This window comes from Pseudoalteromonas sp. TB41 (assembly GCF_000497975.1).
Taxonomy (GTDB): domain Bacteria; phylum Pseudomonadota; class Gammaproteobacteria; order Enterobacterales; family Alteromonadaceae; genus Pseudoalteromonas; species Pseudoalteromonas tetraodonis.
In genome coordinates this window covers 100,175-124,470 of sequence record NZ_AUTH01000082.1, presented here as the reverse complement: position 1 = coordinate 124,470, position 24,296 = coordinate 100,175, and the positions used below count along the sequence as shown (strand labels likewise).

Annotated in this window: 23 protein-coding genes and 1 tRNA gene; 11 read left to right on the top strand and 13 right to left on the bottom strand. The window is 40.0% G+C overall.

What is annotated here, in order from left to right:
- Positions 1-111: 111 nt before the first annotated feature.
- Entirely contained in the window at positions 112-1,314 is a 1,203-nt protein-coding gene (locus L641_RS0112625; RefSeq protein WP_024602074.1) for an aromatic amino acid transport family protein, read from the top strand.
- Positions 1,315-1,390: 76 nt separating this feature from the next.
- Here L641_RS0112625 and ggt read toward each other — a convergent pair whose 3' ends face one another.
- Positions 1,391-3,055 carry a gamma-glutamyltransferase gene (ggt, locus tag L641_RS0112620; protein WP_024602073.1) on the bottom strand — a complete coding sequence of 555 codons (1,665 nt, stop codon included), beginning with the start codon at positions 3,053-3,055 and terminating at the stop codon, positions 1,391-1,393.
- 109 nt (positions 3,056-3,164) lie between these two features.
- Complete coding sequence (locus tag L641_RS0112615; protein WP_024602072.1) at positions 3,165-3,710, bottom strand: GNAT family N-acetyltransferase; 546 nt, start codon at positions 3,708-3,710, stop codon at positions 3,165-3,167.
- A 49-nt stretch (positions 3,711-3,759) separates the two neighbouring features.
- Here L641_RS0112615 and L641_RS0112610 point away from each other — a divergent pair, with 49 nt between their 5' ends.
- Positions 3,760-4,125 carry a hypothetical protein gene (locus L641_RS0112610; RefSeq protein ID WP_024602071.1) on the top strand — a complete coding sequence of 122 codons (366 nt, stop codon included), beginning with the start codon at positions 3,760-3,762 and terminating at the stop codon, positions 4,123-4,125.
- A gap of 71 nt (positions 4,126-4,196) precedes the next feature.
- Here L641_RS0112610 and L641_RS0112605 read toward each other — a convergent pair whose 3' ends face one another.
- The gene (locus tag L641_RS0112605) at positions 4,197-6,419 is read right to left on the bottom strand and encodes a TonB-dependent receptor (RefSeq protein ID WP_024602070.1); all 2,223 of its coding nucleotides are present in this window, start codon (positions 6,417-6,419) and stop codon (positions 4,197-4,199) included.
- A gap of 373 nt (positions 6,420-6,792) precedes the next feature.
- Between L641_RS0112605 and L641_RS0112600 the strand changes: the two genes are divergently transcribed.
- From L641_RS0112600 to L641_RS0112590, 3 genes are all read left to right on the top strand, one after another.
- Positions 6,793-7,389 carry a LuxR C-terminal-related transcriptional regulator gene (locus L641_RS0112600; RefSeq protein WP_024602069.1) on the top strand — a complete coding sequence of 199 codons (597 nt, stop codon included), beginning with the start codon at positions 6,793-6,795 and terminating at the stop codon, positions 7,387-7,389.
- Between the two features lie 241 nt (positions 7,390-7,630).
- Positions 7,631-8,785, top strand: a complete 1,155-nt coding sequence (locus L641_RS0112595; protein ID WP_024602068.1) for a porin — start codon at positions 7,631-7,633, stop codon at positions 8,783-8,785.
- A 12-nt stretch (positions 8,786-8,797) separates the two neighbouring features.
- Complete coding sequence (locus tag L641_RS0112590; protein ID WP_024602067.1) at positions 8,798-9,205, top strand: phosphate ABC transporter substrate-binding protein; 408 nt, start codon at positions 8,798-8,800, stop codon at positions 9,203-9,205.
- A 104-nt stretch (positions 9,206-9,309) separates the two neighbouring features.
- On the opposite strand, the gene L641_RS0112585 is transcribed toward L641_RS0112590, so the two are convergent.
- From L641_RS0112585 to rlmE, 8 genes are all read right to left on the bottom strand, one after another.
- Positions 9,310-10,935, bottom strand: coding sequence for a methyl-accepting chemotaxis protein (locus L641_RS0112585; protein WP_024602066.1), 1,626 nt, complete (start codon positions 10,933-10,935; stop codon positions 9,310-9,312).
- Positions 10,936-11,185: 250 nt separating this feature from the next.
- Positions 11,186-11,270: transfer RNA gene (locus tag L641_RS0112580), tRNA-Leu, on the bottom strand.
- Positions 11,271-11,347: 77 nt separating this feature from the next.
- Complete coding sequence (gene secG / locus L641_RS0112575) at positions 11,348-11,701, bottom strand: preprotein translocase subunit SecG (RefSeq protein WP_010388009.1); 354 nt, start codon at positions 11,699-11,701, stop codon at positions 11,348-11,350.
- Between the two features lies 1 nt (position 11,702).
- Positions 11,703-12,452 carry a triose-phosphate isomerase gene (gene tpiA, locus L641_RS0112570; protein ID WP_024602065.1) on the bottom strand — a complete coding sequence of 250 codons (750 nt, stop codon included), beginning with the start codon at positions 12,450-12,452 and terminating at the stop codon, positions 11,703-11,705.
- A 72-nt stretch (positions 12,453-12,524) separates the two neighbouring features.
- Complete coding sequence (gene glmM, locus L641_RS0112565; RefSeq protein ID WP_013465496.1) at positions 12,525-13,874, bottom strand: phosphoglucosamine mutase; 1,350 nt, start codon at positions 13,872-13,874, stop codon at positions 12,525-12,527.
- Entirely contained in the window at positions 13,875-14,720 is an 846-nt protein-coding gene (folP, locus tag L641_RS0112560) for a dihydropteroate synthase (protein ID WP_013465497.1), read from the bottom strand.
- Positions 14,721-14,815: 95 nt separating this feature from the next.
- Positions 14,816-16,759 (bottom strand): ATP-dependent zinc metalloprotease FtsH, encoded by a 1,944-nt coding sequence (gene ftsH, locus L641_RS0112555; RefSeq protein WP_033104106.1) that lies wholly within the window; start codon positions 16,757-16,759, stop codon positions 14,816-14,818.
- A gap of 66 nt (positions 16,760-16,825) precedes the next feature.
- Positions 16,826-17,455: a 23S rRNA (uridine(2552)-2'-O)-methyltransferase RlmE gene (gene rlmE / locus L641_RS0112550; RefSeq protein WP_013465499.1), complete on the bottom strand. Its 630-nt coding sequence runs from the start codon at positions 17,453-17,455 to the stop codon at positions 16,826-16,828.
- 88 nt (positions 17,456-17,543) lie between these two features.
- On the opposite strand from rlmE, the gene yhbY reads away from it, so the two are divergent.
- Positions 17,544-17,840 carry a ribosome assembly RNA-binding protein YhbY gene (gene yhbY / locus L641_RS0112545; RefSeq protein ID WP_008112687.1) on the top strand — a complete coding sequence of 99 codons (297 nt, stop codon included), beginning with the start codon at positions 17,544-17,546 and terminating at the stop codon, positions 17,838-17,840.
- Positions 17,841-17,898: 58 nt separating this feature from the next.
- On the opposite strand, the gene L641_RS0112540 is transcribed toward yhbY, so the two are convergent.
- Entirely contained in the window at positions 17,899-18,387 is a 489-nt protein-coding gene (locus tag L641_RS0112540; protein WP_024602064.1) for a histidine phosphatase family protein, read from the bottom strand.
- Positions 18,387-19,538 carry a serine hydrolase domain-containing protein gene (locus L641_RS0112535; protein WP_024602063.1) on the bottom strand — a complete coding sequence of 384 codons (1,152 nt, stop codon included), beginning with the start codon at positions 19,536-19,538 and terminating at the stop codon, positions 18,387-18,389. Before L641_RS0112535 ends, L641_RS0112540 begins: the two co-directional genes overlap by 1 nt.
- 115 nt (positions 19,539-19,653) lie before the next feature.
- On the opposite strand from L641_RS0112535, the gene L641_RS0112530 reads away from it, so the two are divergent.
- From L641_RS0112530 to L641_RS0112510, 5 genes are all read left to right on the top strand, one after another.
- Positions 19,654-20,463, top strand: coding sequence for a hypothetical protein (locus L641_RS0112530; protein ID WP_024602062.1), 810 nt, complete (start codon positions 19,654-19,656; stop codon positions 20,461-20,463).
- Positions 20,464-20,821: 358 nt separating this feature from the next.
- Positions 20,822-21,679: a MipA/OmpV family protein gene (locus tag L641_RS0112525; RefSeq protein WP_024602061.1), complete on the top strand. Its 858-nt coding sequence runs from the start codon at positions 20,822-20,824 to the stop codon at positions 21,677-21,679.
- Positions 21,669-22,055, top strand: coding sequence for a DUF3019 domain-containing protein (locus L641_RS0112520; protein WP_016899250.1), 387 nt, complete (start codon positions 21,669-21,671; stop codon positions 22,053-22,055). Before L641_RS0112525 ends, L641_RS0112520 begins: the two co-directional genes overlap by 11 nt.
- Before the next feature lie 57 nt (positions 22,056-22,112).
- A complete protein-coding gene (locus tag L641_RS0112515) occupies positions 22,113-22,817 on the top strand; it encodes a response regulator transcription factor (protein ID WP_024602060.1) in 705 nt (234 codons plus the stop codon).
- 86 nt (positions 22,818-22,903) lie between these two features.
- Positions 22,904-24,193, top strand: coding sequence for an ATP-binding protein (locus L641_RS0112510; RefSeq protein WP_024602059.1), 1,290 nt, complete (start codon positions 22,904-22,906; stop codon positions 24,191-24,193).
- The last annotated feature ends 103 nt before the right edge of the window (positions 24,194-24,296 follow it).

Sequence of the window (24,296 nt, the reverse complement as noted above, 5' to 3'; positions counted from 1 at the left end):
GTTGTAAATAGAAGATTACATTTTATTTTGTCTCTTTTATGACAAAACTATTTAAGTTTTGCACAACTAGTTATATCTTGCGTGTCTCTCACGTTTGATCAGGATCATTAAGTGCTTAAAAATAAAACAATAGGTAGCATGTTAATTGTTGCAGGAACCACCATAGGTGCAGGTATGCTTGCCCTCCCCATTGCCTCTGCGGGACTGGGATTTAATACTGCAATGGTGTTAATTGTAGGGTGTTGGTTACTAATGACCTACACCGCTTTGCTCATGTTGGAGCTTCACCAATATGCCCCTCGCGATGCGACTTTAAATACACTGGCTAAGCTTTGGCTTGGTAAACGTGGCCAGTATGTGGCTAACTTTTCGATGATATTTTTATTTTATGCACTGTGCGCTGCTTACATAGCCGGTGGCGGTGCTCAGCTACAAGAGCGCATTAATACTGGGTTTAATCTTAGTATTGCTCCACAATTAGGCTCCGTTATTTTAGCCGTTTTGATTGCAGGTGTAGTGACTTTGGGTACTAGCAAAGTTGATAAGCTCAATCGAGTGCTGTTTAGTATAAAAATAGTCGTTTTGGCTAGCTTGTTTTATATGCTAACACCTTATGTACATGGCCAACACTTATTGGAAATGCCTGTTGAGCAAGGGCTGATACTGTCGGCTATTCCGGTGGTATTTACCTCTTTTGGTTTTCATGGCTCAATTCCTTCTATTGTTAAATATGTCGGGCTTGATATAAAAACCTTGCGCAAAGTTATGATTGCAGGCGCTTCTTTACCACTGGTTATTTATGTATTTTGGCAAGTATTAAGCCAAGGCATAATGAGCCAAGAGCAATTACTACAAAGCGATGGGTTAACTGGTTTTGTAGCCAGTGTGGCCAATATTGCCAATAACGCCAATGTCTCTACTGCGGTTAAATTGTTTGCTGACTTAGCCCTAGCAACGTCATTTTTAGGGGTGAGCTTGGGGTTATTTGACTTTTTTGCTGACACATTTAAAAAAGCAGATACGGGCACAGATAGAATTAAAACAGCACTTATTACTTTTGTTCCTCCTCTTGGATTTGCTTTATTTTACCCGCAAGGATTTATTATGGCATTAGGCTATGCAGCCATTGCTTTAGTTATATTGGCAGTATTTTTACCTGTTAGCATGGTGTACAAGCAGCGTCAGGGGATTGAAAAAGAAGGCTACAAAGTACGCAGTGGTAATATTGGTTTGGCCATAGCCGCTTTGTGTGGTATTTCAATTATTAGCGCACAATGCCTGCAAATGGCAGGACTTATACCGGCTATAGGCTAGCCCCTATAGTTGTTATAATGTATGCACCCCAATGATGGTTTTGGGGTGCATACTATTCAAACGTCAATAATTAACGTTAAAATACTATCGCTTGCCCTCTTCCGCTTTGCTCAGACGCCGCATCTAATTTGCCATCATTATTGATAATCACATGCATATCACCAAAGTGACGCTCATCCACTGTATAACCCATTTTTATTAGCTGTTGCTTTACTGAGGACTCCAAACCCGAGTGCGCTCTAATCACATTTTTAGGCCATAACTGATGGTGAAAACGCGGGCTATTTACTACTTCATTTGCGCTCATATTAAATTCAATCGCATTGAGTATTGATTGATACACTGAACTAATAATTGTGGTGCCGCCAGGCGACCCTGTTACCATTTTCACCTGATTATTACTGAGTAAAATGGTTGGAGTCATAGAGCTTAACATACGTTTATGTGGCTGAATTTCATTCGCTTTTCCGCCAATGGCGCCAAATACATTCATAACCCCGGGCTTAGCGCTAAAGTCATCCATTTCATCATTGAGAATAAAGCCTGCGCCTTCTACGACTACGCCACTACCAAACCCTAAATTGATGGTGGTGGTATTAGCAACAGCATTCCCCATGTTATCAATAATAGAAAAGTGAGTGGTTTGTTCGCTTTCTTTTAAACCCGGTTTAATATTTTCAGTGGTAGAAATGGCCTTTAAATCTATACTATTGCTGCGGTTTTTAAGATAGTTTTCTGCAAGTAACTTAGCTGTAGGCACTTGGTAAAAATCAGGATCGCCTAAGTATTCTGCCCTATCAGCAAACACTCGCTTACCTATTTCAGCAAGTAAGTGCACATACCCAACTGAATTATGTGATGGTGCAGCTATGGGCTTTTTAAGCTCATACATTTTAAGCCATTGTAATATAGCAATACCGCCGGAGCTTGGTGGCGGTGAAGTAAGCACTTGATAGCCGTTCCAGTTAGCTTTTATAGGAGTACGAGACTTTGCGCGGTAATTTTTTAAATCGTCTTGAGTAATAATACCGCCATGTTGCTTCATAAAGTTTGCGATGATCGTTGCAGTTTCACCTTGATAAAAGCCATCTTGGCCATTATCGCGAATGCGTTTGAGTGTCGCTGCAAGCTCAGGTTGCTTAAAAAGCTTACCTGGTGTAGCGCTTGCAAAATAATTGGCAAAGTTTACTTTAATGTTTTTATTGTTTAGATGTTCTATGTAGCCCTCAATTAACAGAGCCAACTTTTCAGGCACCACAAAACCTTGCTCTGCTAATGTTACCGCAGGCTGTACTAAGGTTTTCCAAGGTAATGTGCCATGCTTCTTATGGGCCAACCACATACCAGCGACACTACCCGGTACACCACTGGCATGAATACCATAAATAGATTTATTAGCAATAACTTGCCCTTGCTGGTCTAAATACATATCACGATGCGCGGCGTTCGGTGCAGTTTCACGGTAATCTATAAAGTCACCTTGGCCATCCTTATGAATAAGCATAAACCCACCGCCGCCAATATTACCCGCCTCGGGAAGCGTAACGGCTAATACAAACTGTGCTGCAATGGCTGCATCAACCGCGTTCCCCCCCTGTTCTAACACAGCTTTTGCAGCATGTGCACTAAAAGTGTCTGGCATTGCAACGGCACTCTGTTTAGCCGCTACACTAAAAACACATAACTGTATTACCACAATACTACTGATAATTAGCTTGCTTGGTGAAAAAAGTGCTCCCATCCCATATCCTTAGGTTATTTTTATACATTGATGGAAAACATTAATGCATAGTAACAAACATCAGGTCAATATTTAGATGCTACATTTTTAAGGCTTAGGAAGTTTTAGCTCAACTGCACGGCTTTGAATAAAGCGCAGCAGTTAAGTTTGAGCCATCATCAGTATGAATATAATAGTGCTGTAGCTGCATACCGAGCTTTTTCATGATGTTAATTGAGCCAACGTTGGCGGTCAGCGCTGTGGCACTGATTGCCTTTACTTGCGACTGTTTTTCAATCGTTGAGCAAATCGCTTGTGCCGCCTCAGTTGCATAACCCTTACCCCAACTCGCTTGTTTAAATCGCCAGCCGACTTCAATATCACTAAAGTCAGGCGTATCTGAAAAAAAGCCCATCGGCCGAACAAGCACCCACCCTATAAAGGTATTGCCTTCACGCACGGTTACCTGCCATAGCCCCCAACCTTGTTGCTCATTTCTATACGCAAGCATTCTTGGAATGCCTTTCGTTTTTATATCTTCAAGCGAAGTGGGTTTACCTTGTGTTAAATACTGCATAACGGCTGGATCTTGATCGAGCTCGAATAATTGCTGCCAATCATTTTCGTCCATTAATTTAAAACTTAATCGTGTTGTTACAGCTATGTTCATTTTCATTGTTGTATAGTTACCTCTGAAATATATTTTTCACTAAAGGAGATAGTCAATGAATAAATTAGCAGGTTTAGCATTATTAGGCACTTTAATTACACTAACAGGGTGTGAAGATGCCAACGAAGTGAAACAAGACGCCAAACAAACGAGCGCTGAAGTTCAAGAAAAGCTAAACGAAACGTGGAACGACGTTAAAGAAAAAACCAATGAGCTTAAAAATGACGAGTCATTTAATGAGCTGCTTGAAGAGAGTAAAGCGATGGGCTTAGACATGTACGATGACGGCAAAGAAGTAGCTGTTGATGCATGGATCAAAAGCAAAGAAGCGGCTGGCGAGCTAACTGAAAAAACTAAGCAAAAAGCACGTGAAATTGCAGCAGAAATTGAGCAAGCACGTGAAGAGCATAAAGAAGGTTAATTATTTTTAACCATAAAAAAAGGTAAGCCATGGCTTACCTTTTTTGTATTATTTTTAGAGTAAATTATGGATTATAGTTCAAAGTCTTTTTTGAATTTTAAACCAAACTCACTACGGTCATTACTGCGCATAACGCCAACAAAACCAGTTTGCTGCAGGCGACCTACATCGTAAACTTCGTTTAATACGTTCTCACCATATAGCGTTACTTCCATATCGCCGTATGGATTAGTGTAAGAAATATTAAAACCAACTAGCTCACGCGAATCAATCGTTTCACTTTTATTGAAAACTGACTGACCTTGCATTTCACTACGGTACGAGTAGTTGGCATTTAATGCAACCGTGCCACCATTGCTTAAATCAACAAAGTAAGATGGAGCAACCATCACCGTCCAACGAGGTGTCAGTGCTGGTGAGTCACCTTTACCAATACCTTGTACACCTTCAGCTACTTCTGTAATTTCAGAATCTAAGTAACCTACTGCAGTGCGAATAGTAAAGTCGTCGGTTAGTGCAATTGTGGTTTCAAGCTCAATACCTTGCGCTTTAGACTGGCCTGCATTTTCAACGATAGTTACAAAGCCACCGCCCGCGGTTGGATCTGAGAATGGCAGTGCTAAATCAGTGTAGTCAGTAACAAACATTGCAAGCATCATAGATACATTTTCATGTACCTGGCCTTTTAAACCAATCTCGTAGTTAACTGCTTTGGTTTCATCAAACGATACAAACTGATCCGGACCACCAAATGGGCGCGGTGGGAAACCACCTGTTTGGTAACCTTTTTGCACTTGACCGTATACATTCATATTATTGCTAAGCTGGTATGAAGCATTAACGTCCCATGTTACTGCATTAAAGTCTGCACTAATGTCTTTACGCTCAGGGAAGGTTGGGAAAATAGCATTCGCATCTTTTTTATCTTCTGAGTAACGAAGGCCACCGCCGATTGTTAAATCATCAGTTAAATCGTAACTACCGTTAATGTAAGCTGCGTATGAGTTTGTTTCTTGATTTATTTCAAAAAATCCAAAGCCACCAAATGAAGGAGTAACACCATCATTTAGCACACCATCTGGTGTATTAAACGGGCTAAATACAAAATCTTCAGAGCGAGTAAAGCCATCTTCATTAAAGAAGTATAGACCCGATACAAAGTCCATTTTATCAAACGTGGCGTTTAGCTGAAGTTCAAAAGAGTATTGATCTGCACCGCCCACTTCTGGGAACTCAGATAAGTTAAGTGGTGATGCATCATCATCTAAACCACCTTCATATTCAGAAGTACGGTAGCTTGAGATAAACTTGGCTGTATATGTGTTATTAATCGCCCAATCAGCTGTAAATGACGTACCCCAACCAGAATATGAAGTTGACTCAATACCGGCAACCGTTGTGCCTAAATCATCAGGGTTTTGAGGAATTAAGTCTTCAGTTAATAATGGGAAATCGCCATTAAAGACATCATTTGAATCTAATGAATCTGTCAGTTCAATAGTATAAGGTGATTGACCTGACTCATTATCAACGCCATCTAGCGAGAAAGTAAACGCTAAATCACTAGTTGCTTCATATTTAAGTGCTATACGACCACTAAACTCTTGCTCTTCACCAATTTCTTTTTCAGGGTTAGCTAAGTTTACTGCCGTACCTACCCCATTACGTTGTTTGTATGACGCACTGGCTGACATGCTTAGATCGTTAGTTAGTGCATTATTAAAGTAAATATCACCCGCAACTCGACCACGACTGCCCACTTTAGCGGTTGTTGTTAGAATACCTTCATCACCAGGTTGTTTAGTAATTACGTTTACTGCACCACCTAATGTGTTACGGCCATAAAGTGTGCCTTGTGGCCCACGTAGAACTTCAACTCGCTCTACATTAGGAAGTGATAAGTTAGACCCCATTTGGCGACCTAAGTAAACACCATCTAGGTAAACACCTACGCCTGGATCGGTTGTTATAATGTGATCTTGCAAACCAATACCACGAATAAACACTGAGGCATGTGCAGCATTACCAACACCATAACGAGTAATGTTTAAGTTAGGAACGTATTTACCAATATCTTCTAAGTTACCCATATTGGCTTTATCAATAAGGTTAGCACCTATTGATGTAATCGCAGTTGGAGATTCGAACAAGCTCTCTGTACGTTTACGAGCTGTCACTTCAATTTTTTCAAACGCGTCTTGTTTGGCTGTCGTTTTAGCTTCTTGTGCATTTGCGGAAGTTGTTAGGGCTGCAATAACCGCTAAACTTAACTGTGAGAGGGTGCGTAATTTCAAGGTCTTCTCCAAAGGGTATTAATTTAATTATGCGTTATGCTGTGTAAACATAAATTGTAGGCATAAAAAAAGATGCGTTAGATGCATCTTTCCTCTGGGAGTTTATTATATTACAAAAACGCTACAATATGTACATTTAACTTTAGTTTACGTAAAAATTTATTTTTATCTTTTTAATCTTAGCCAACTTACCTAAATAGCAATGCAAATTTAGCTTTAAATTAATACTTTAACATTAATTACCACCAGTATTATTTGTTAATTGAACATGCGCTTTGTTGCGAAAAACACATTAAAGCTATTTAAGATTATGACAATATCCAAACACCCTTTATATTTAAATATACTGCAGAATCATTTTTAGGTGTAAAGCATGACAAAAAAACAGACCACGCAATCAGCTAACATGCTTTTTAACAACAACCATTATAGTCCATTATTTTTTACTACATTGAATAACGGCATATTATTAGTCTGTCATTCAGCACTCAATAGCCTTACAAATTACGAACTTTTGAGTCATTTTATGCAAACCAATAATTACCAAGGGTTAGTTATCTTTAATATTCCTAAAAATACTGATGCTGCTTCACTTAAAGAATGGCCAAATTTGAAAGGCCTTTTCTATCAAGATACCAATGAGGAACTATTTAACAGGGGGTTAGAAGCAATTAAACAAGGGGAGTTGTGGTTTCCACGTACTATCAGTGATATTTGGATGCGCCAAATGCTCGATTCAGAGCAAAAAACTGCTTTGCAAACAAATAACCTAACCGATAAAGAAATTAAAGTACTCAACCTACTTTTCAGTGGGCTTCATTCCAGTGCTATTGCTGACAGCTTATTTATAAGTGAAGCTACGGTAAGAGTGCACTTACATAAAATTTATAAAAAAATAGCGGTCAAGAATAAACAGCAGGCAATTCGATGGTGCCAAGACAACCTAAAAAATATGAATTCGCGTAAATAACTAGGAAATAATTACTACTTAATGCCTACTGTAGTAAATATCATCTCATTATAAATAACTCAAACAAGTCAATTAGTTACATTACCTGAAAATAAAAAAACCTTACTTTTCAATCACTGCCATGCCTTTTTGTTGCAAAAAAGCAGTAAAAAGGTCTTAATTTATTAATTTTAATTAGAAAAAAGTTAATACTCATCTTATACTGCAACGGGATACACATGAAATTTAAATAGGAATCACAATGAAAAAACTATCAGTTGCAGTAGCAATTTGTTGCGCACTTGCCACAAGCAATGCGAGTGCTGAAGTTCGTATTAATGGGTTTGCTTCTATTGTCGGTGGTAAGTCACTCGATAGTGATCAAACTTTATATGGATATGATGATGATATTTCATTTAAAAATGAAAGCGTATTTGCACTTCAGCTGACCGCTGACCTGCAAGAGAAGTTATCCGCTACAGCGCAAATAGTAGCTCGCGGTGAAAATGATTTTGACGCTGATTTTGAATGGGCATACATAACATATGAGTTCTCTGATGAGCTACAATTAAGCGCCGGTAAAATGCGCGCACCATTTTTTCGCTATTCTGACTTTTTAGATGTTGGCTATGCCTATCGTTGGGTTCGTCCACCACAATCCGTTTACAGACTGCCATTTTCAACCTATGAAGGGTTGAGTTTGTTATACACTTCACAATTAGGTGATTGGGATTCAACTTTACAGGTTATCTACGGTGGCTTTGAGGGTGATGTAGTAGCAGTTACTTATAACGACCAAGCAGAGTTAGATGATGTAGCAGGTATTAACTGGACACTCTCTTATGATTGGTTTAGTGCTCGTGCAGCTTACCTTGTAACAGACACTACTATGAAACTTGGGCAAAAAGATGAGAATGATCTAGCGGGGGTTCAAATAAACGCCCTAGAAAATATATTGCGCCAAAATGGATTAACGACTCAAGCTGACGATATTTCAATAAATGAAGATGATAGCTACTTCTTAGGTTTTGGCATTTCAATAGATTACAACAATATTCTATTTGACGCTGAATATACCGAATTTGAAGTTAAAGACAGTATATTAGCAAAGCAGTCTCAATATTACGCTTCTATTGGGTATCGTATGGATAACGTCATAGCTCATTTTACTTATGAAGATAATGACGACAAGCATGACTCATCAAGGTTTAATGCTATAGAGTCAGTGCCGACTCTAAATGCTGCAATAAATGGAGCCTTAGAAGGTACTCGTGCCCAAAGTAATGTATACACCATTGGTGCGCGCTATGACTTCCACCCAATGGCAGCATTAAAAGTAGATTTTAGTCGCTTTGAAAACGACATATCAAATACTGAAACTGATGTTATCGCCGTTGGCGTTGATTTAGTATTTTAATTGGAGCGAACCATGAAAAAATTAATTTTAGCCAGCATGCTAACACTATGTAGTACTGCAGCATTTGCTGAAGTTGCAGTAATCGTTAACCCAGCGAATGCCAATGCAATAAGCCAAGATGATATTAAAAAAATATACCTTGGCAAGAGCAAATCGTTTGCTGATGGTACCAAAGTAAACCCTGTTAACCAAAATGGTACTGCAGTGGCAGATGAGTTTAACGACAAGCTTGTTGGCAAATCAGGCAGCCAATTAAATGCTTATTGGTCAAAGCTAGTTTTTACTGGCAAAGGCACGCCTCCAGGTAAACTTGATAATGACCAAGCTGTGATTGATTTTGTAGCTGCTAATGCTGATGCAATTGGTTATATAGACAGCGCCAAAGCAAGTGATAAAGTTAAAGTAGTAGGTAAGTATTAACCTGCTAAATTAAAAATAAAAGCCCGTAACAAATACTTTGTTGCGGGCTTTTTTATGCCTATTATTTACAACCGTCATAAAACCTTAAAGTTTCGCCTTAACGACTACTCAATTTTAAACTTAGCAGTTGCATCTAATAGATTATCTGAAAGGTAATGTAAGTTTTTTGCCACATCTCTTACCGCTTTGAGTGAACTCATCGTATCTTCAAATGAAACATGCATATTCGATACGTTGTCTACTACCATCGCGGCCACAGAGGTTTGCTCTTCAGTTGCTGCTGCAATTTGCGAGTTCATCCCATTAATTTCTAGTATTTGCTCTGCTATTTTTTCAATCGAGACACCGGTTTGCTCTGCTGCACTGGCATTATCTGTGGCCATGTCTCTTGCAGAAGTCATAGCCGTTACTGACTCATTAGCAGCCACACTTAATGTACTTAGTAACTCACGAATTTCATTGGTAGACTGTGCTGTGCGTGATGCAAGCTCGCGGACCTCATCTGCTACCACAGCAAAGCCACGACCATGCTCTCCTGCACGCGCAGCTTCAATTGCAGCATTTAACGCCAACAAATTTGTTTGTTCGGCAATGGATGTAATTACATTGAGTATTTGCGATACATTTTTAGTGTCATCGGCTAATTTATTAATGGTGTTGGCCGCTATATTAATTTCATCGCTTAACGTACGCGACGCATTAACTGACATTTTGACTTGTACACGACTTTGATCTACTTCTTTTTCTGCTGTTTGCACAGCATTAGATGCGCTCGCTGCTGATTGTGAAATATCGCCAACGCTTTGCTTCATCTCTTCCATCGACTGCTTAACAACATCTGCATCGGTGGTTTGTTTAGTGGTTGCTCGCTCTGCTCGCTCCATCCCTTGCACAAGACGGGTTGAATTTTCCATTAGCGGTTCACATACCGCGATAACTTCTAAAACGGTTTCTCTCAGCAGACTAATAAAAGCATTAAAGTTTATAGATACCTGACCAATCTCGTCCTCTGAGTTAACAGCAAGCTTGGTGCTTAATGATCCTTTACCACTTGCTAAAAGACTTAGGTTATTAGCAGCATCACTGGCTGATGAACCAATATTACGTGCAATCCAAATAGCCATAAGCAAAAGCAATACTAATGATACAACCGCCACAACTAACATTAGATTAAGCGCGTCATCTGAGCGCGCTTTTGTATTGGCAACTAGCTGGAAAAAGCGATCATCTGCTTTTTGTTGTGCGTTTTTAAAGCTGGTTAAAACCGCCTCGAAAAGGCTTGTTTTAAGCTGCGCCTGTTGTTGTATTTTACTAAAATCAGCCGTGCCATTAACCATGCCATTAGCGATAGTTGCAGATATCTTTTCATAATTTTTCAGCCGCGTTTTTGTGTCGCTATCAATATATGATCCATTAATTGTTTCTATTGCGTCCAAATTCAAAATGAGCCGCTGATAAGTTTCACTCGCTTTTGTTACTAACTCTTGCTCGCCAAAGGTTACAGCCTGAGTGTATAACTCATCTAACTTTTCTAAAATGCTTACGTTGGCCAAGGTTAATTTAGCTACTTTATAAGAAGATTTCTCCATTTCATCAAGTGATATGCGATTTTCGTTCATAGCAAAGTAATTAACCAAAACAATTACTAAGAATGCGATTATCGCTATAGATGTAATTGCATGTATTTTTTTAGTAATGCTGAGGTTTTTAAAAGAGAAACCTGAAGCCATATTAATTTACCCCGTTTAATTATCTATAGTTATTATCGGCTTAATATAGAAAAATGTTAACTTTATTTTTAACTTTCGACGTTTTTTGTACATAAAATTAAATATACAACAATATTCTTTTATAAACACCAACAATTGAAATATAGAGTGTTCTACTCAATGTTCAACATTAATCCAAAAAGAGTTGTTTAATATTTTAAATTTCAGACACAAAAAAACCAGTAACATTGCTGTTACTGGTTTTTATATTTGGTGCGGATGGGGGGACTTGAACCCCCACGCCCGAAAGCACTACCCCCTCAAGGTAGCGTGTCTACCAATTCCACCACATCCGCATTTTTTAAGCTATTGCTTAGCGTTAAGTCTTAAAGCTAACTTGAGGAAAGAGAGCAACTTAACAATTTAAACTAAATTAATTTGGTACGTCAGAGCTTTGCTCTTTTGTAGATGTTACCGGAACATCTTCTTCAACTGGCGTCACAGTTTCAACAGCTGGAGCGGCTTCTAAATTTTCCCACTCGTCAGTCTTTTTGATTTGACCGGCAGTTAAGTTACCTAAAACAATACTTAACACGAAGAAGATAGTTGCTAAAGTTGTTGTCGTTTTCGTCATAAAGTTACCGGCTCCTGAAGAACCAAAAACAGTAGACGATGCGCCTGCACCAAATGATGAGCCCATGTCAGCGCCTTTACCTTGCTGGATCAAAACCATACCAACAAGCGCTAACGCTACAATTAAATACACTACTAATAAAATTTCGTACATCTTATACGGTCCCTTTTGCACTATTGCAGATAGCAGTGAATGATTCTGCTTTTAAACTGGCGCCACCAATTAGGCCGCCGTCTATATCTGTTTGTGCAAATAATAATTCGCTATTTTTTTCATTAACGCTACCACCATATAAGATGGTTAGCCCTTGTGCTAAATCGCTGTCTAGTGAAGCAATCTTGTCACGGATAAATTTGTGAACACTTTGTGCCTGTTCAGGCGATGCAGTCTTACCTGTGCCTATAGCCCAAACGGGCTCATATGCTATCACAGATTCTTTCAGTGCTGCTACACCTAATTTATTAATTACTGCGTCAATCTGCGCAGCAACTACCTGTTCTGTTTGCCCGTTTTCTTGCTCTATTTCGCTCTCTCCAACACATAAAATAGGCGTTAAACCTACTTGTTGTGCGCGAGCAAATTTTGCAGCAACGGTATCATTGCTTTCTTTGTATATGCTGCGTCGTTCAGAGTGACCAACCAGTACATATTTCGCACCTAGCTGCTTAATTAGCTCTGCATCTACTTCACCAGTAAACGCACCTGGGGTATTTTCAGACACTGTTTGCGTGCCTGTTGTTACACCACTTGCAATCATTGCTGGGACTAGAGGAAACGGAGGAAATAAAACAATGTTTACTTCAGAAGATTTAACATCGTTAATAGCATCAGACAGTTGTTGAACGAGTTCTAATGAACCATTCATTTTCCAGTTGCCTGCGACCATCGCTTTGCGTGCTGCCATTTTTCCACTCCACATTAGAAAGCGGGCGAGATATTAACTCGACTCGCCCAAAGTTACAAGAGGTTATTGTTATCAATCAGTTTGTTTGCTCATAGATTCGACAACCGCTGCTATTTTCTGTGCACTATCTATTACTATTTTTTCTTGCTCAGCTTCAACCATTACTCGTACTACAGGCTCAGTGCCTGATTTACGCAGTAATACGCGCCCTTTATCTGCTAAGCTTTGCTCTACTTCAGCAACTGCAGCGAGCACTTCGGGTGCTTGGGTCGGATCAGTACCGGCAGTGTAACGTACGTTAATCATTTTCATTGGGTACTTAGTAAAACCGGCTCCTAAGTCTTGAAGTGTACGATTTTGTGCTACCATAGCAGCAAGCACTTGTAAGCTTGAGATGATGCCATCACCCGTGCTGATTAAATCTAGATTCAACACATGGCCTGAGCTTTCACCGCCAATTTTCCAGCCTTTTTGCTGCAGCAGTTCCATCACATAACGATCACCGACTTTACTGCGAGCAAAAGCAATGTTTTTTGCTTTTAACGCATTTTCAAGTCCCATATTCGACATAACCGTGCCAACAACACCACCGCCTAAATTGTCATCTTGTGCAGCTTGGCAAGCAATAATATAAACCAAATCATCACCGTCGAATACGCGGCCATTATGATCAACCATCATCACACGGTCGCCGTCGCCATCATAGGCGATACCGACATCCGCTTTGTGTTCAAGTACTTTACGCTTTAATGTATCAACATGGGTTGCGCCACATTCATGGTTAATGTTTACACCGTTTGGCTCACATGCATGGGTGATCACCTCTGCACCAAGCTCTCGCATTACAGAAGGAGCAATATGGTATGTAGCACCATTAGCACAATCTAAAACAATTTTAATTCCTTCCAGGGACAATCCTTGTGGAAACTGGCTTTTACAAAATTCAATATAACGGCCATCAGCGCTAGATAAACGTGTTGCTTTACCTAACTTGTCAGAAGCAACACAGGTCATAGGCTCGTCAAGCATCGCTTCAATTTGTAGCTCTACCTCATCATCTAACTTTAAACCTTGGCCATTGAAAAACTTAATGCCGTTATCATAATAAGGATTATGTGATGCGCTGATCACTATCCCCGCTTCAGCGCGAAACGTTTGCGCTAAATAAGCAACTGCAGGCGTTGGCATCGGCCCTAAAAGAATAACATCAATACCTGCTGCAATTAATCCAGCCTCTAGGGCAGTCTCCAACATGTAACCTGAAATACGAGTGTCTTTACCTATAATGACTTTTTTAGTGCCATGAAGTGAGAGTACACGCCCTGCGGCCCAACCCAATTTCATCGCAAACTCTGGGTTAATAGGACCTTGACCTACTAAACCACGCACACCGTCCGTGCCAAAATATTTTCTTTCTTTCATTTAAAGTACTCCTTGTTTGCAGGCTTGATATACGCCAAGCACATCTGCGGTTTCTTTTACATCATGCACACGAATAATGTGTGCACCGTTTTGTGCGGCGATCAGTGCTCCAGCTAAACTGCCTGCCAATCTATCGTCTGTGTCTCTATTTAATAATTTACCAATCATTGACTTACGCGATAATCCCGCGAGCAAAGGAAGTCCCAATTTTGCATAATCGTTAAATTGAGCCAATATTTGATAATTATGCTTTAGTGTTTTTCCAAAACCAAAACCAGGATCTAAAATTAACTGGCTTTGTTTAATGCCAGCAGCTTCACATGCGGCTATTCGCTGGCTAAAAAAATCGTTTATCTCACCCGCTAAGTCATTATAGTGAGGAGCGTGTTGCATACTACGAGGTTGCCCTTGCATATGCATTAAACACACTGCTACCTCAGGAAACTGTGCAACCACATCAATTGCGCCGGGTTCTTGCAATGCCCGTACATCGTTGACAATATCAGCACCGGCTTCAATCGCTTGGCGCATCACCTCAGCTTTACTGGTATCGATTGAAATAACGCAGTCACTTTGCTCACGAATAGCTTTAATAATAGGAATAACACGCTTTAGCTCATCTTCAAGGCTAACATCAGGTGCGCCTGGGCGTGTTGACTCGCCACCGATATCTAAAATGGTCGCACCATCATCAAGTAATTGCATCGCATGACTCAGCGCGGCAGTTGTATTTAAGAACTGACCGCCATCAGAAAATGAATCAGGGGTAACATTCACGATCCCCATAATCACAGGCTCTGCAAAATCAAGCGTTCGGCCGCGCGCAAGGTTAATTTTATTATTCATCGCTAACCTTAATATGTGATAATTTTAGTTATTTACATCAAACTGATACAAAAAAGCCCCGAACTTCGGGGCTTTTGGATACGTTATTTTAACGATTATTCAGCTTTATCATCAAGGTTTGTTTCATCTTTTTTAGATTCATCAGCTGGTTTTTGTACTTCATCAACTGGTTTGTCTTTAGAAACATCTTCTTTTTCTGGTTTAGCTTCATGACGGTCATGCGCATCACGTGGTTCACGTACAGGCTGACGAGCCATTAAATCATCAATTTGCTTCGCATCAATGGTTTCATACTTCATTAGTGCATCTTTCATTGCATGCAGAATATCAATGTTTTCTTTCAATATTGATTCTGCACGTTGATAGTTGCGGTCTGAGAATAAACGTACTTCTGCATCAATTACTTTCGCCGTCTCATCAGACATGCTCATAGAGCGACCACCACCGCCACCCATGTACATCTCACTTTGATCTTCAGCATAAAGTAATGGACCTAACTTTTCGCTTAAGCCCCACTGAGTCACCATCTTACGCGCAATATCAGTGGCACGTTCAATGTCATTGCTTGCACCCGTGGTTACTTTGTCTTCACCATAAATGATTGCCTCAGCAATACGACCACCGTAAAGGCTTGAAATCATTGATTCTAAAAGCTCTTTAGAGTGACTAACACGATCTTGTTCTGGTAAATACATAGTCACACCTAGCGCTCGGCCACGTGGGATAATAGATACTTTATAAACCGGGTCGTGCTCTGGCACCATACGACCTACAATTGCGTGGCCAGCTTCATGGTAAGCCGTCATTTCTTTCTCTTGCTCACTCATAACCATGGTCTTGCGCTCAGCGCCCATCATGATTTTATCTTTCGCAGCGTCGAATTCAGCCATACTAACAACACGTTTATTGCCACGTGCAGCATACAAAGCCGCTTCATTTACAAGGTTAGCGAGATCAGCACCCGAGAATCCTGGTGTACCACGTGCAATCACGGCCGCTTCAACGTTATCGCCTAATGGCACTTTACGCATATGTACTTTGAGAATTTGTTCACGACCACGAATATCAGGTAAACCGACCACTACTTGACGGTCAAAACGACCAGGACGAAGTAACGCAGGGTCTAGTACGTCAGGGCGGTTTGTCGCAGCAATAACGATGATACCTTCATTACCTTCAAAGCCATCCATTTCAACAAGCATTTGGTTTAGAGTTTGCTCACGTTCATCATGGCCGCCCCCCATACCAGCGCCACGTTTACGCCCTACCGCATCAATTTCATCGATAAAGATAATACAAGGAGCTGCTTTTTTAGCTTGTTCGAACATGTCACGTACACGTGATGCACCTACACCTACAAACATTTCAACAAAGTCAGAACCCGAAATAGTAAAGAACGGTACTTTTGCTTCACCAGCAACAGCCTTAGCAAGTAATGTTTTACCTGTACCTGGAGGACCGACCATAAGTACGCCTTTAGGAATACTACCGCCTAATTTTTGAAACTTAGAAGGGTCACGTAAAAAGTCCACCAGCTCGGTTACATCGTCTTTGGCTTCATCACAACCAGCTACATCAGCAAAGGTCGTTTTGACTTGATCTTCACTCATTAAGCGGGCTTTACTTTTACCAAATGACATGGCGCCTTTGCCACCGCCACCTTGCATCTGACGCATGAAGAAAATCCACACACCAATAAGCAGGATCATAGGGAACCAAGAAATAAAAATGCTTGCTAAAAATGATTGTTCTTCAGGTTTAACACCTTTAACGTTCACATCGCTTTTTAACAAATCATTTAAAATGTCTTTGTCATAAATAGGCATAATGGTTTGAAAACGCTCGCCACTATTTTTTATACCAGTAATTGTGCCACTACCACTTTCAATGGACACTTCTTGTATAGAGCCGCTACGGGCGTCTTTTACAAATTGACTGTAACTTGTTTGACGATCAACTTGATCGCCGCCATTAAAGCTCTGAAATACTGACATAAGCACTACTGCAATAACCAGCCAGAGTATTAGATTTTTCGCCATATCGCTCAAGGGGTTAACCTCTTGTATCCAATTAATTTAAATTCAACTAAACGCCAAGCAACTGTACTACAGTTTGTATCCAGTCGCTACTATATATACTTCCCGAGAACGGGGACGCGAGGCATCCGGTTTACGTATCTTCACTGCTTTAAAACTATTACGTACATCTTGCAAATATTGATCAAAGCCTTCACCTTGGAATACTTTAACAATAAACGCGCCATTTTTCTTTAAAACTTGGTTGCACATATCAAGTGCAAGCTCAACCAAGTACATGCTGCCTGCCTGATCAACCGAGTTATTGCCACTCATGTTAGGTGCCATATCAGACAATACCACATCTACATTTTTACCATCAATGCGTTTTAACAATGCATCAAGTACCGCTTCTTCACGAAAATCGCCTTGTAAAAAGTCAACGCCCGCTAAAGAGTCCATAGGTAAAATATCACACGCAACCACTTGGCCTTTGTCACCCACTTTTTCAGCTAAGTATTGTGACCAACTCCCTGGGGCTGCGCCTAAATCAACAACAGTCATCGCTGGGCGCAATAACTTATCTTTGTTTTGGATTTCGTCTAATTTGAAAACAGCTCGAGAGCGCCAGCCTTTTTTTTGCGCTTCTTGAACATATTTATCATCAAAATGTTCTTTAAGCCAACGTTGTGAACTGGCTGACTGTTTTTTATTTGTCATAAATTAACACGCAACTAATTAGTAATATTCTCTAGATGGCGTTAGAATACCCTTAATTCAAGCCATATTCAGCAAAATTTGTAATATCATGACATTATCAAACAAACAAAAGCAGTTTTTAAAAGGTCAGGCGCATAGCCTTAAGCCTGTAGTTTTACTAGGTTCTAACGGTTTAACCGAAGGCGTAGTAGTTGAAATCCAAAGCGCACTAGAAATTCACGAATTAATTAAAGTGAAGGTGCCAACAGACGATCGTGAAACCAAAAAGCTTATTTTTGATGCTATTGTTCGCGAAACAGGGGCTACTAAATTACAGACTATCGGTCATACGATTGTGCTTTATCGTCAAAGCCCTGAGAAAAAAATTCAATTACCTCGTGGCTAATAAGGCCATTTAAAGGTAAAACAAAAAAACCAGCCATTGCTGGTTTTTTTATGCCTGCTTAAAAACCCATTGTCAGCGTTTTAACTTCATAACTATTATTTTCTAGTTTACTCACTAAATAATAATGCCCGTACTGACTCTCATCCATACTTTCAATAGCTTGGTTACTCAATAATGAAGCCAACTGCGGTGTGGTATTACTATGCCCTATTACTACCACAACGCCATTTTGTGCTAATAATTGTTTTTTCAATGTCATTAGATCAGCAGCATCATAGGTAATAACTTTAATATTATAATACGCGGCTAATGGCGCTGCCGTGTTTAGGGTACGGTTATAGTTACTGCTGAATAACGTTATGTTTGGATAGGTGTTAACTAACGAAACCAAGTGCTCAGCACGCGCTTGGCCTTGGGCAGTTAGAAATGGATTTTCCCCTGTTTGTTTTTCGCTATGTCGAAACAAGTAAACCTGTTCAGGGGCAGAAAAGGCGGGTTGGCAAATAAGTAATAATGCTATTAACAATGTTTTTATGTGGGCGTTCATTATTGCTTCTCTCGTTTATATGCTAATAGGCGATTTATAAACTCAGTAGTAAGCTCATTAATGAGTCCAGTTTCTGCATTTAAAATCAAACTAAAGCCTACATTTAAGTGCGGAAAAACCACTAAGTCACTGCGGTAGCCTTGCACCCAACCACTGTGGTAATAAAGCGTTTCATCATCATAATCATACACACGCCAGCCTAGCCCATAGTAGGCTTCGTTCATGTGCTCTCGCCATACTCGTCTGTAGCGTTCTTTTTTAGTATGTGTATAAGGACGCGTTTGCGTGGCCAATGCTTCTAAGGATAATACCGATGGATATTGCCCTAATTGCGCATTTAACCAAATAGCCATATCTGACGCACTTGCGTTTACCCCAGCTGCCGGAGCGACTTTATAATAATTCTTTTTCAAACGGGCACTGTACCAACGCTTTTTCCCACGCACATGAGGGTGTGCGTAGTTACTATCTTGCACCATGGCATCGTAGCCTAAGCTTGCATCGTTCATTTTTAGAGGGATAAAAAATGCGTCATTGAGCCACTGAGTATAAGTTTTGTTGGTGCTTTTTAAAATCACGTCATCAATTAAACTAAACATGACATTTTGATAGCCATAACAGTCACCGGGTTCGCATATGGGTTTTACACTTAATAGCTTTTCTACAATATCGCTATACCCCATTCGCGATTCGATTAAATTATCGTATGCATTCGGTACTAGCCCACTAGAATGGCTTAAAATATGAAAAACCTTTAAATCATCTTTGTAGTCGGTTTGTTTAAATTCAGGAATGTAATGACTAACAGGAAAATACAAATTAAGTTGTTCTTCATTTGCAAGTTTTGCCGCTAACGACCCTGCAAACGTTTTAGATACTGAGGCCAAACGAAACCGAGTGTGTGGATTAATTTTTTGCCCACTGCGCACTTTGGTATGCCCCATTGTATGAATATAGTCACGCGCTTGTGCGTTGACGATGGAAAGCGCTCCGCCCGGAATCTTTTTTACTTTTAGTTTTTTTTCTACGTAGCGTCCATAATTTTTAACAAAAGCTTCCCAGTCAGGATCTGTGCTTGCGCTTGCCTGTAAATGCGTCCCTAAAATACATAAAGCAAAAAAATAAAAGGGTAAGGAGTTAAAATACTTCATTCTTAGCTAATTTTTCTTTTTTAGTCATAATCAGCCTCTATAATATCATGAACTTTTGCTCGGACTAACGTACAATATGTTCGATTAATGGCTTTTGAGTGGATGTAAAATATTTATGCGTTTTTTAGTTGTATCACTTTTTATTGTATTAGCTTCAGGTTGTGCCGTAGTTAAGCAGCCTGCAGAACCTTTAGCAATGCCTGCAAAACCTTTGCTTAAGAGTCAAACTTACCAACTTAAATATGAAACCGAGCATGCTTCACCGAAAGTAAAATCGGTGCAATTACCTGCACATAACATTAAAAAAAATCAGACTGTCAGAGTGATAGTAGACCGTGCAAGTGTCACCGACACATTAGTATCTCAAATTAGCCAAGCACTTAACGATAAACAACTAAAAGTTACCACAACCGATAACAGTGATTACACGTTAGCTATTCATCAAGTTGACCTTGAGTTTATAGATGATGCTAAGTACATCCTAGCGCAGCCAGAAAAACCTTATTCATTGTTTTCAAAAGTAGCACAGCAATTCCCTTCTCAACAATGCGCAAATATACTGGCACAAGTTAGTATGCGCCTTACACACAAAGCATCGGGAGATGTAGTGTGGTTTGCCAAATCATCAATAGATAGTGCAAGCTTTCACCGTGAGCCCCTAACCTATAGCTTTACTGAAGAAAAAAAGATCACTAACGAGTTAGAAGTTGTTGCGTTTATTCATAAACATAATACCGAACAGGCTCGGCTTAAGCGTGCTGAACTTAAAAATGAAGTAACGGCCCCTGCTTATAAAACCATTACTAAACTGAGTCGTTTAACTAAATTAAATGGGCCATGTACACGTACTGAGATCAGCGCATTAACTCCCATGATGCAATTTTACTTAAGCAGTATACTTATCGATAAAATTAAGGTTCAGTAGTTGCAGGACGACCGCTACATTTTTTTACAGATTTAGCCAAGAGTTTGACAATATACTAGGGTCTGTTGACCTTTCAAGGTTAAATTTGCAGCAGTCTGTTTGGTATTTAGGCAAGGCAGCGCATATGTGGTGTGGTTATTCCCCATAAATAGGCGATAACGCAGCATCAATGCCAAACAGGCGCTGCCCGAAGGGTTCTGCCTAGGGGCGATTTACTCTTTGTTGCTCGGTTTTGACTTAGCCCACTAGGTTACAAACCTCGCGCCGCGATTAAACCGCCCCTAGTTTGAACAAATTTTAATCCGCAAAGGTCAACAGACCCTAGCCTCTTTAGCAAACTCTAATTTAGGTTCCAAGGATGAAGCATTTCCCACAAAGACATTTTTTCCGTTGTGCAGCCTTATTGTTTGCGCTCATTTTTAGTGGCCAGAGCACAGCAAGCAATCGTTACTATGCCGATAACACATTGGAACCCACTACAGGGTTTGCCTGGGACTGGAGTGCAGGAGCTGGTTATTACATAGAAGATTCTTATTTGGTGGGGATGAATTCTTATGATGTTGGCGCCGAGTTAGATTTAAGCCTTGCGGTTTCTTACGATAATTTTTACCTTGATTTTGATCATAATCAACTCAGCGGTGGACTTGTTTTAGGCTATAGCTTAATTAACAAATACGATTGGGGCCTTGATTTATTAGGTACTAATTCGCAAGCCGGGTTTGACGAACAAGGCTTAGGTATTTATAACGATGGCATTATTGAGCCACTGCGCGGTATCAAAAAACGTAACTATGATTTTGATACTGGCCTTCGATTAACACGTCGATTTGAAAACTCACAAATTTCCCTTGAATACTTACATGATATATCTGGTGCTCATAATGGCTGGGTGGCAAACGTATTTTTTAGTCATATTCAGCCTTGGCGTAATTGGGAGTTTCGCTCTGGTATTGGCCTAAGTGCCTACTCTGCAGATTTTACAAACTATTATTTTGGTATTGATAGCGATGAAGCAAACGCAACTCGCCCTATTTATCAAACCAATGCCAGTACCAGTATTATGTTTGAATTTCATGCTGAATATCCCATTAATCAAGATTGGGTCTTTTTAGCAGGCTGGTTAACGACGTGGTTTTCAAAAGAAATTGATGACAGCCCAATTATTTCCCAAGGATATCAACACAAAGCCAAGGTAGGCGTGCGTTATGTACTTTAGATTTTTTTACTGTTTATTGTTTAGTTATTCAGGCTCTTTGCTGGCAGCCCCAGTGCAAATACCCGCTCAATTGAGTGCAGTACCTGATACCTGTGTGGCCTTACGTGAAGGACGTCACTGTTACGCCGATGTTGTTTTGTCATGGCAGCAAGTAGAAGTGGGAAATTATTGTCTACGCGATGCCACCTCAAAGTACATTATGCAGTGCTGGCTTAAACAGCGACAAGGTTCGTTTAATTATGCCTTTGACTCAACGCAAAGTATTTCGTTTGAACTATTTGACAGTAATACATCACAAGTCATTGCCGTCACAGAAGTAAAATTACAATGGGTGTATCAAAATAGGCAAAAAAAGCGGCGTTGGCGGTTATTTTAGTCACACACTATAAACATTATGATAGCTAAACATCATTTAGGTATGCGAAGAAAGCTTATGGATAATTACGGTACTATTTTACTGGTTGAAGATGATATTTCTCTTGCACAGTGGGTCACTGAGTATTTAACAGAGCAAGGCTATGTTGTACATGTATGTCATCGAGGTGATGAGGTTATAAGCCAAGTAAAACGTTTAAACCCACAACTTATTTTACTCGACATTATGCTGCCAGGGCTTGATGGTATTAGTGTATGTCGTGAGCTACGTAGCTTTTATCATGCCCCAATTATAATGCTTACTGCCCGCGATGAAGAAATGGATGAAGTCATTGGGCTGGAAGTCGGTGCTACCGATTACATAATAAAACCGGTACGCCCTCGCGCATTGCTTGCACGCATTAAATCGGCCTTGCGCTATAGTAGCGACACGCCTAAAACCGATGATCAAGCAAATATGATCAATATCGGTCAATTAAGTATTAATACCGAGTCACGCAACGTTTCCCTTAACCAACAGGATGTGAACATTTCAAGCGCAGAGTATTTATTACTGCATTACTTAGCCAGTAATGCAGGACAAGTTGTATCACGCGATGCGGTGTTTAAAGCAACCAAAGGCAGGGAATATGATGGCCTAGATAGAAGCGTTGATGTGCTTATTTCTGCCTTGCGTAAAAAGTTTAATGATGACCCACAAAAACCAGAAAAAATTAAAACCATTTGGGGACGTGGTTATTTGTTTGTGACTACAGCGTGGTAAGTTTTAATGCCTGAGTGCTTAAAATAATTAGCGCGATAGTAATAAAAGTCACTTCAATACACCCAGCCTATTATGGAATAGCATCAATGAAAAAGTTTTATATTTCACTACTAGGCAGTGCGCTGCTTTCAATTATTGTTTTAGGTTGGCTTATTGATGCATTTAGCCAACAAGCGCATGCGCCTTTGGATGAGTTTAGCGTTCAAAGCCAGATTATTGTCGGGTTAAGTAAACAGCTCACGACACTAAAACCCGATGCTCGCCCACAACAAGTAACAAAGCTCGCCGCTGACTTTGACCTTATACTTAACTACAAATTAAATCAGTCGCTGGCACTGCCCTTAGCGCTATTAGATAAAATGCAAACCCAAGGCGGATTAATACTCGAAGACGAGCAAGGCTTTTATATGCTCTACACAAATGATGAGTTAAGTCCTTATCATTTAACCATGCGTTTAGATAAACCCTATGAGGCCACACAACGAAACGATATTATTTTAACGCTATTATTTTACACTGGCTTATGTGTTTTTATGGGTTTTATTATTACCCCTTTAGCAAAGCGCCTTACGGTGTTAAACGAAGCAGCAAAGCAATTTGCATCTGGTAATATTAAAGCGCGTATTACCCCCTCTCGATTTACCTATATAAAAGATGTGGAACTGACCTTTAACCGTATGGCGAGTCAAATTGAAAAGCTAGTTGCTGAAAACAAGCTAATGGCCTCCAGCTTATCGCATGATATTAGAACTCCAATTGCTTGCTTACGCTTTGGTGTCGACGCCGCTCTTGATAGTCATGACGAAAATAAAATAAAGCATTATTTAACTCGCATGGAAACCGACTTAGACCATATGGAGTCAATGCTAAAAAGCTATTTAACGTTTGCTACTTTAGAGCAAAATGCGAATAAGCTTACTTACTCATCAGCAAACCTTAAACAATACCTAAGTGATATTGTATTGCAACTTGAGCCTAGAATAACCTCTCGCTCGCTTAATATTTCTTTAGAATGTGATGAACATACCGTTTATGCTGACTTACATTGGCTGGCAAGAGCAATCACCAACTTAATTAATAATGCCTGCGACTTTGCAAATCACAGCATTCAAGTAACCGCTTCAGTACAAGAACGTTTTCTGGTGGTGAACATCGCCGACGACGGACCGGGGATTGCTCAAGAAAATAATCATAAAGTATTTAGCCCATTTTTTCGTGAACGCAGCCACCGTAATCGCAGTGATAATAGTTATGGCTTGGGGTTAGCAATCGTCGCCAAAGTTGCCGATTGGCATCATGGCACCGTAAAAGTGAGTAAAAGTGAACGGCTCTCAGGCGCCTGTTTCACATTAACCATCGCTCAGTTTGAACATTAATCAACAATGCAAAGATGCTCAATAAAGCTGATAAACGAAATATAATTAAAAAAATTGTGCTATTTATAATCAAAATACGCACGTGTTATTTATACAGCTAAAT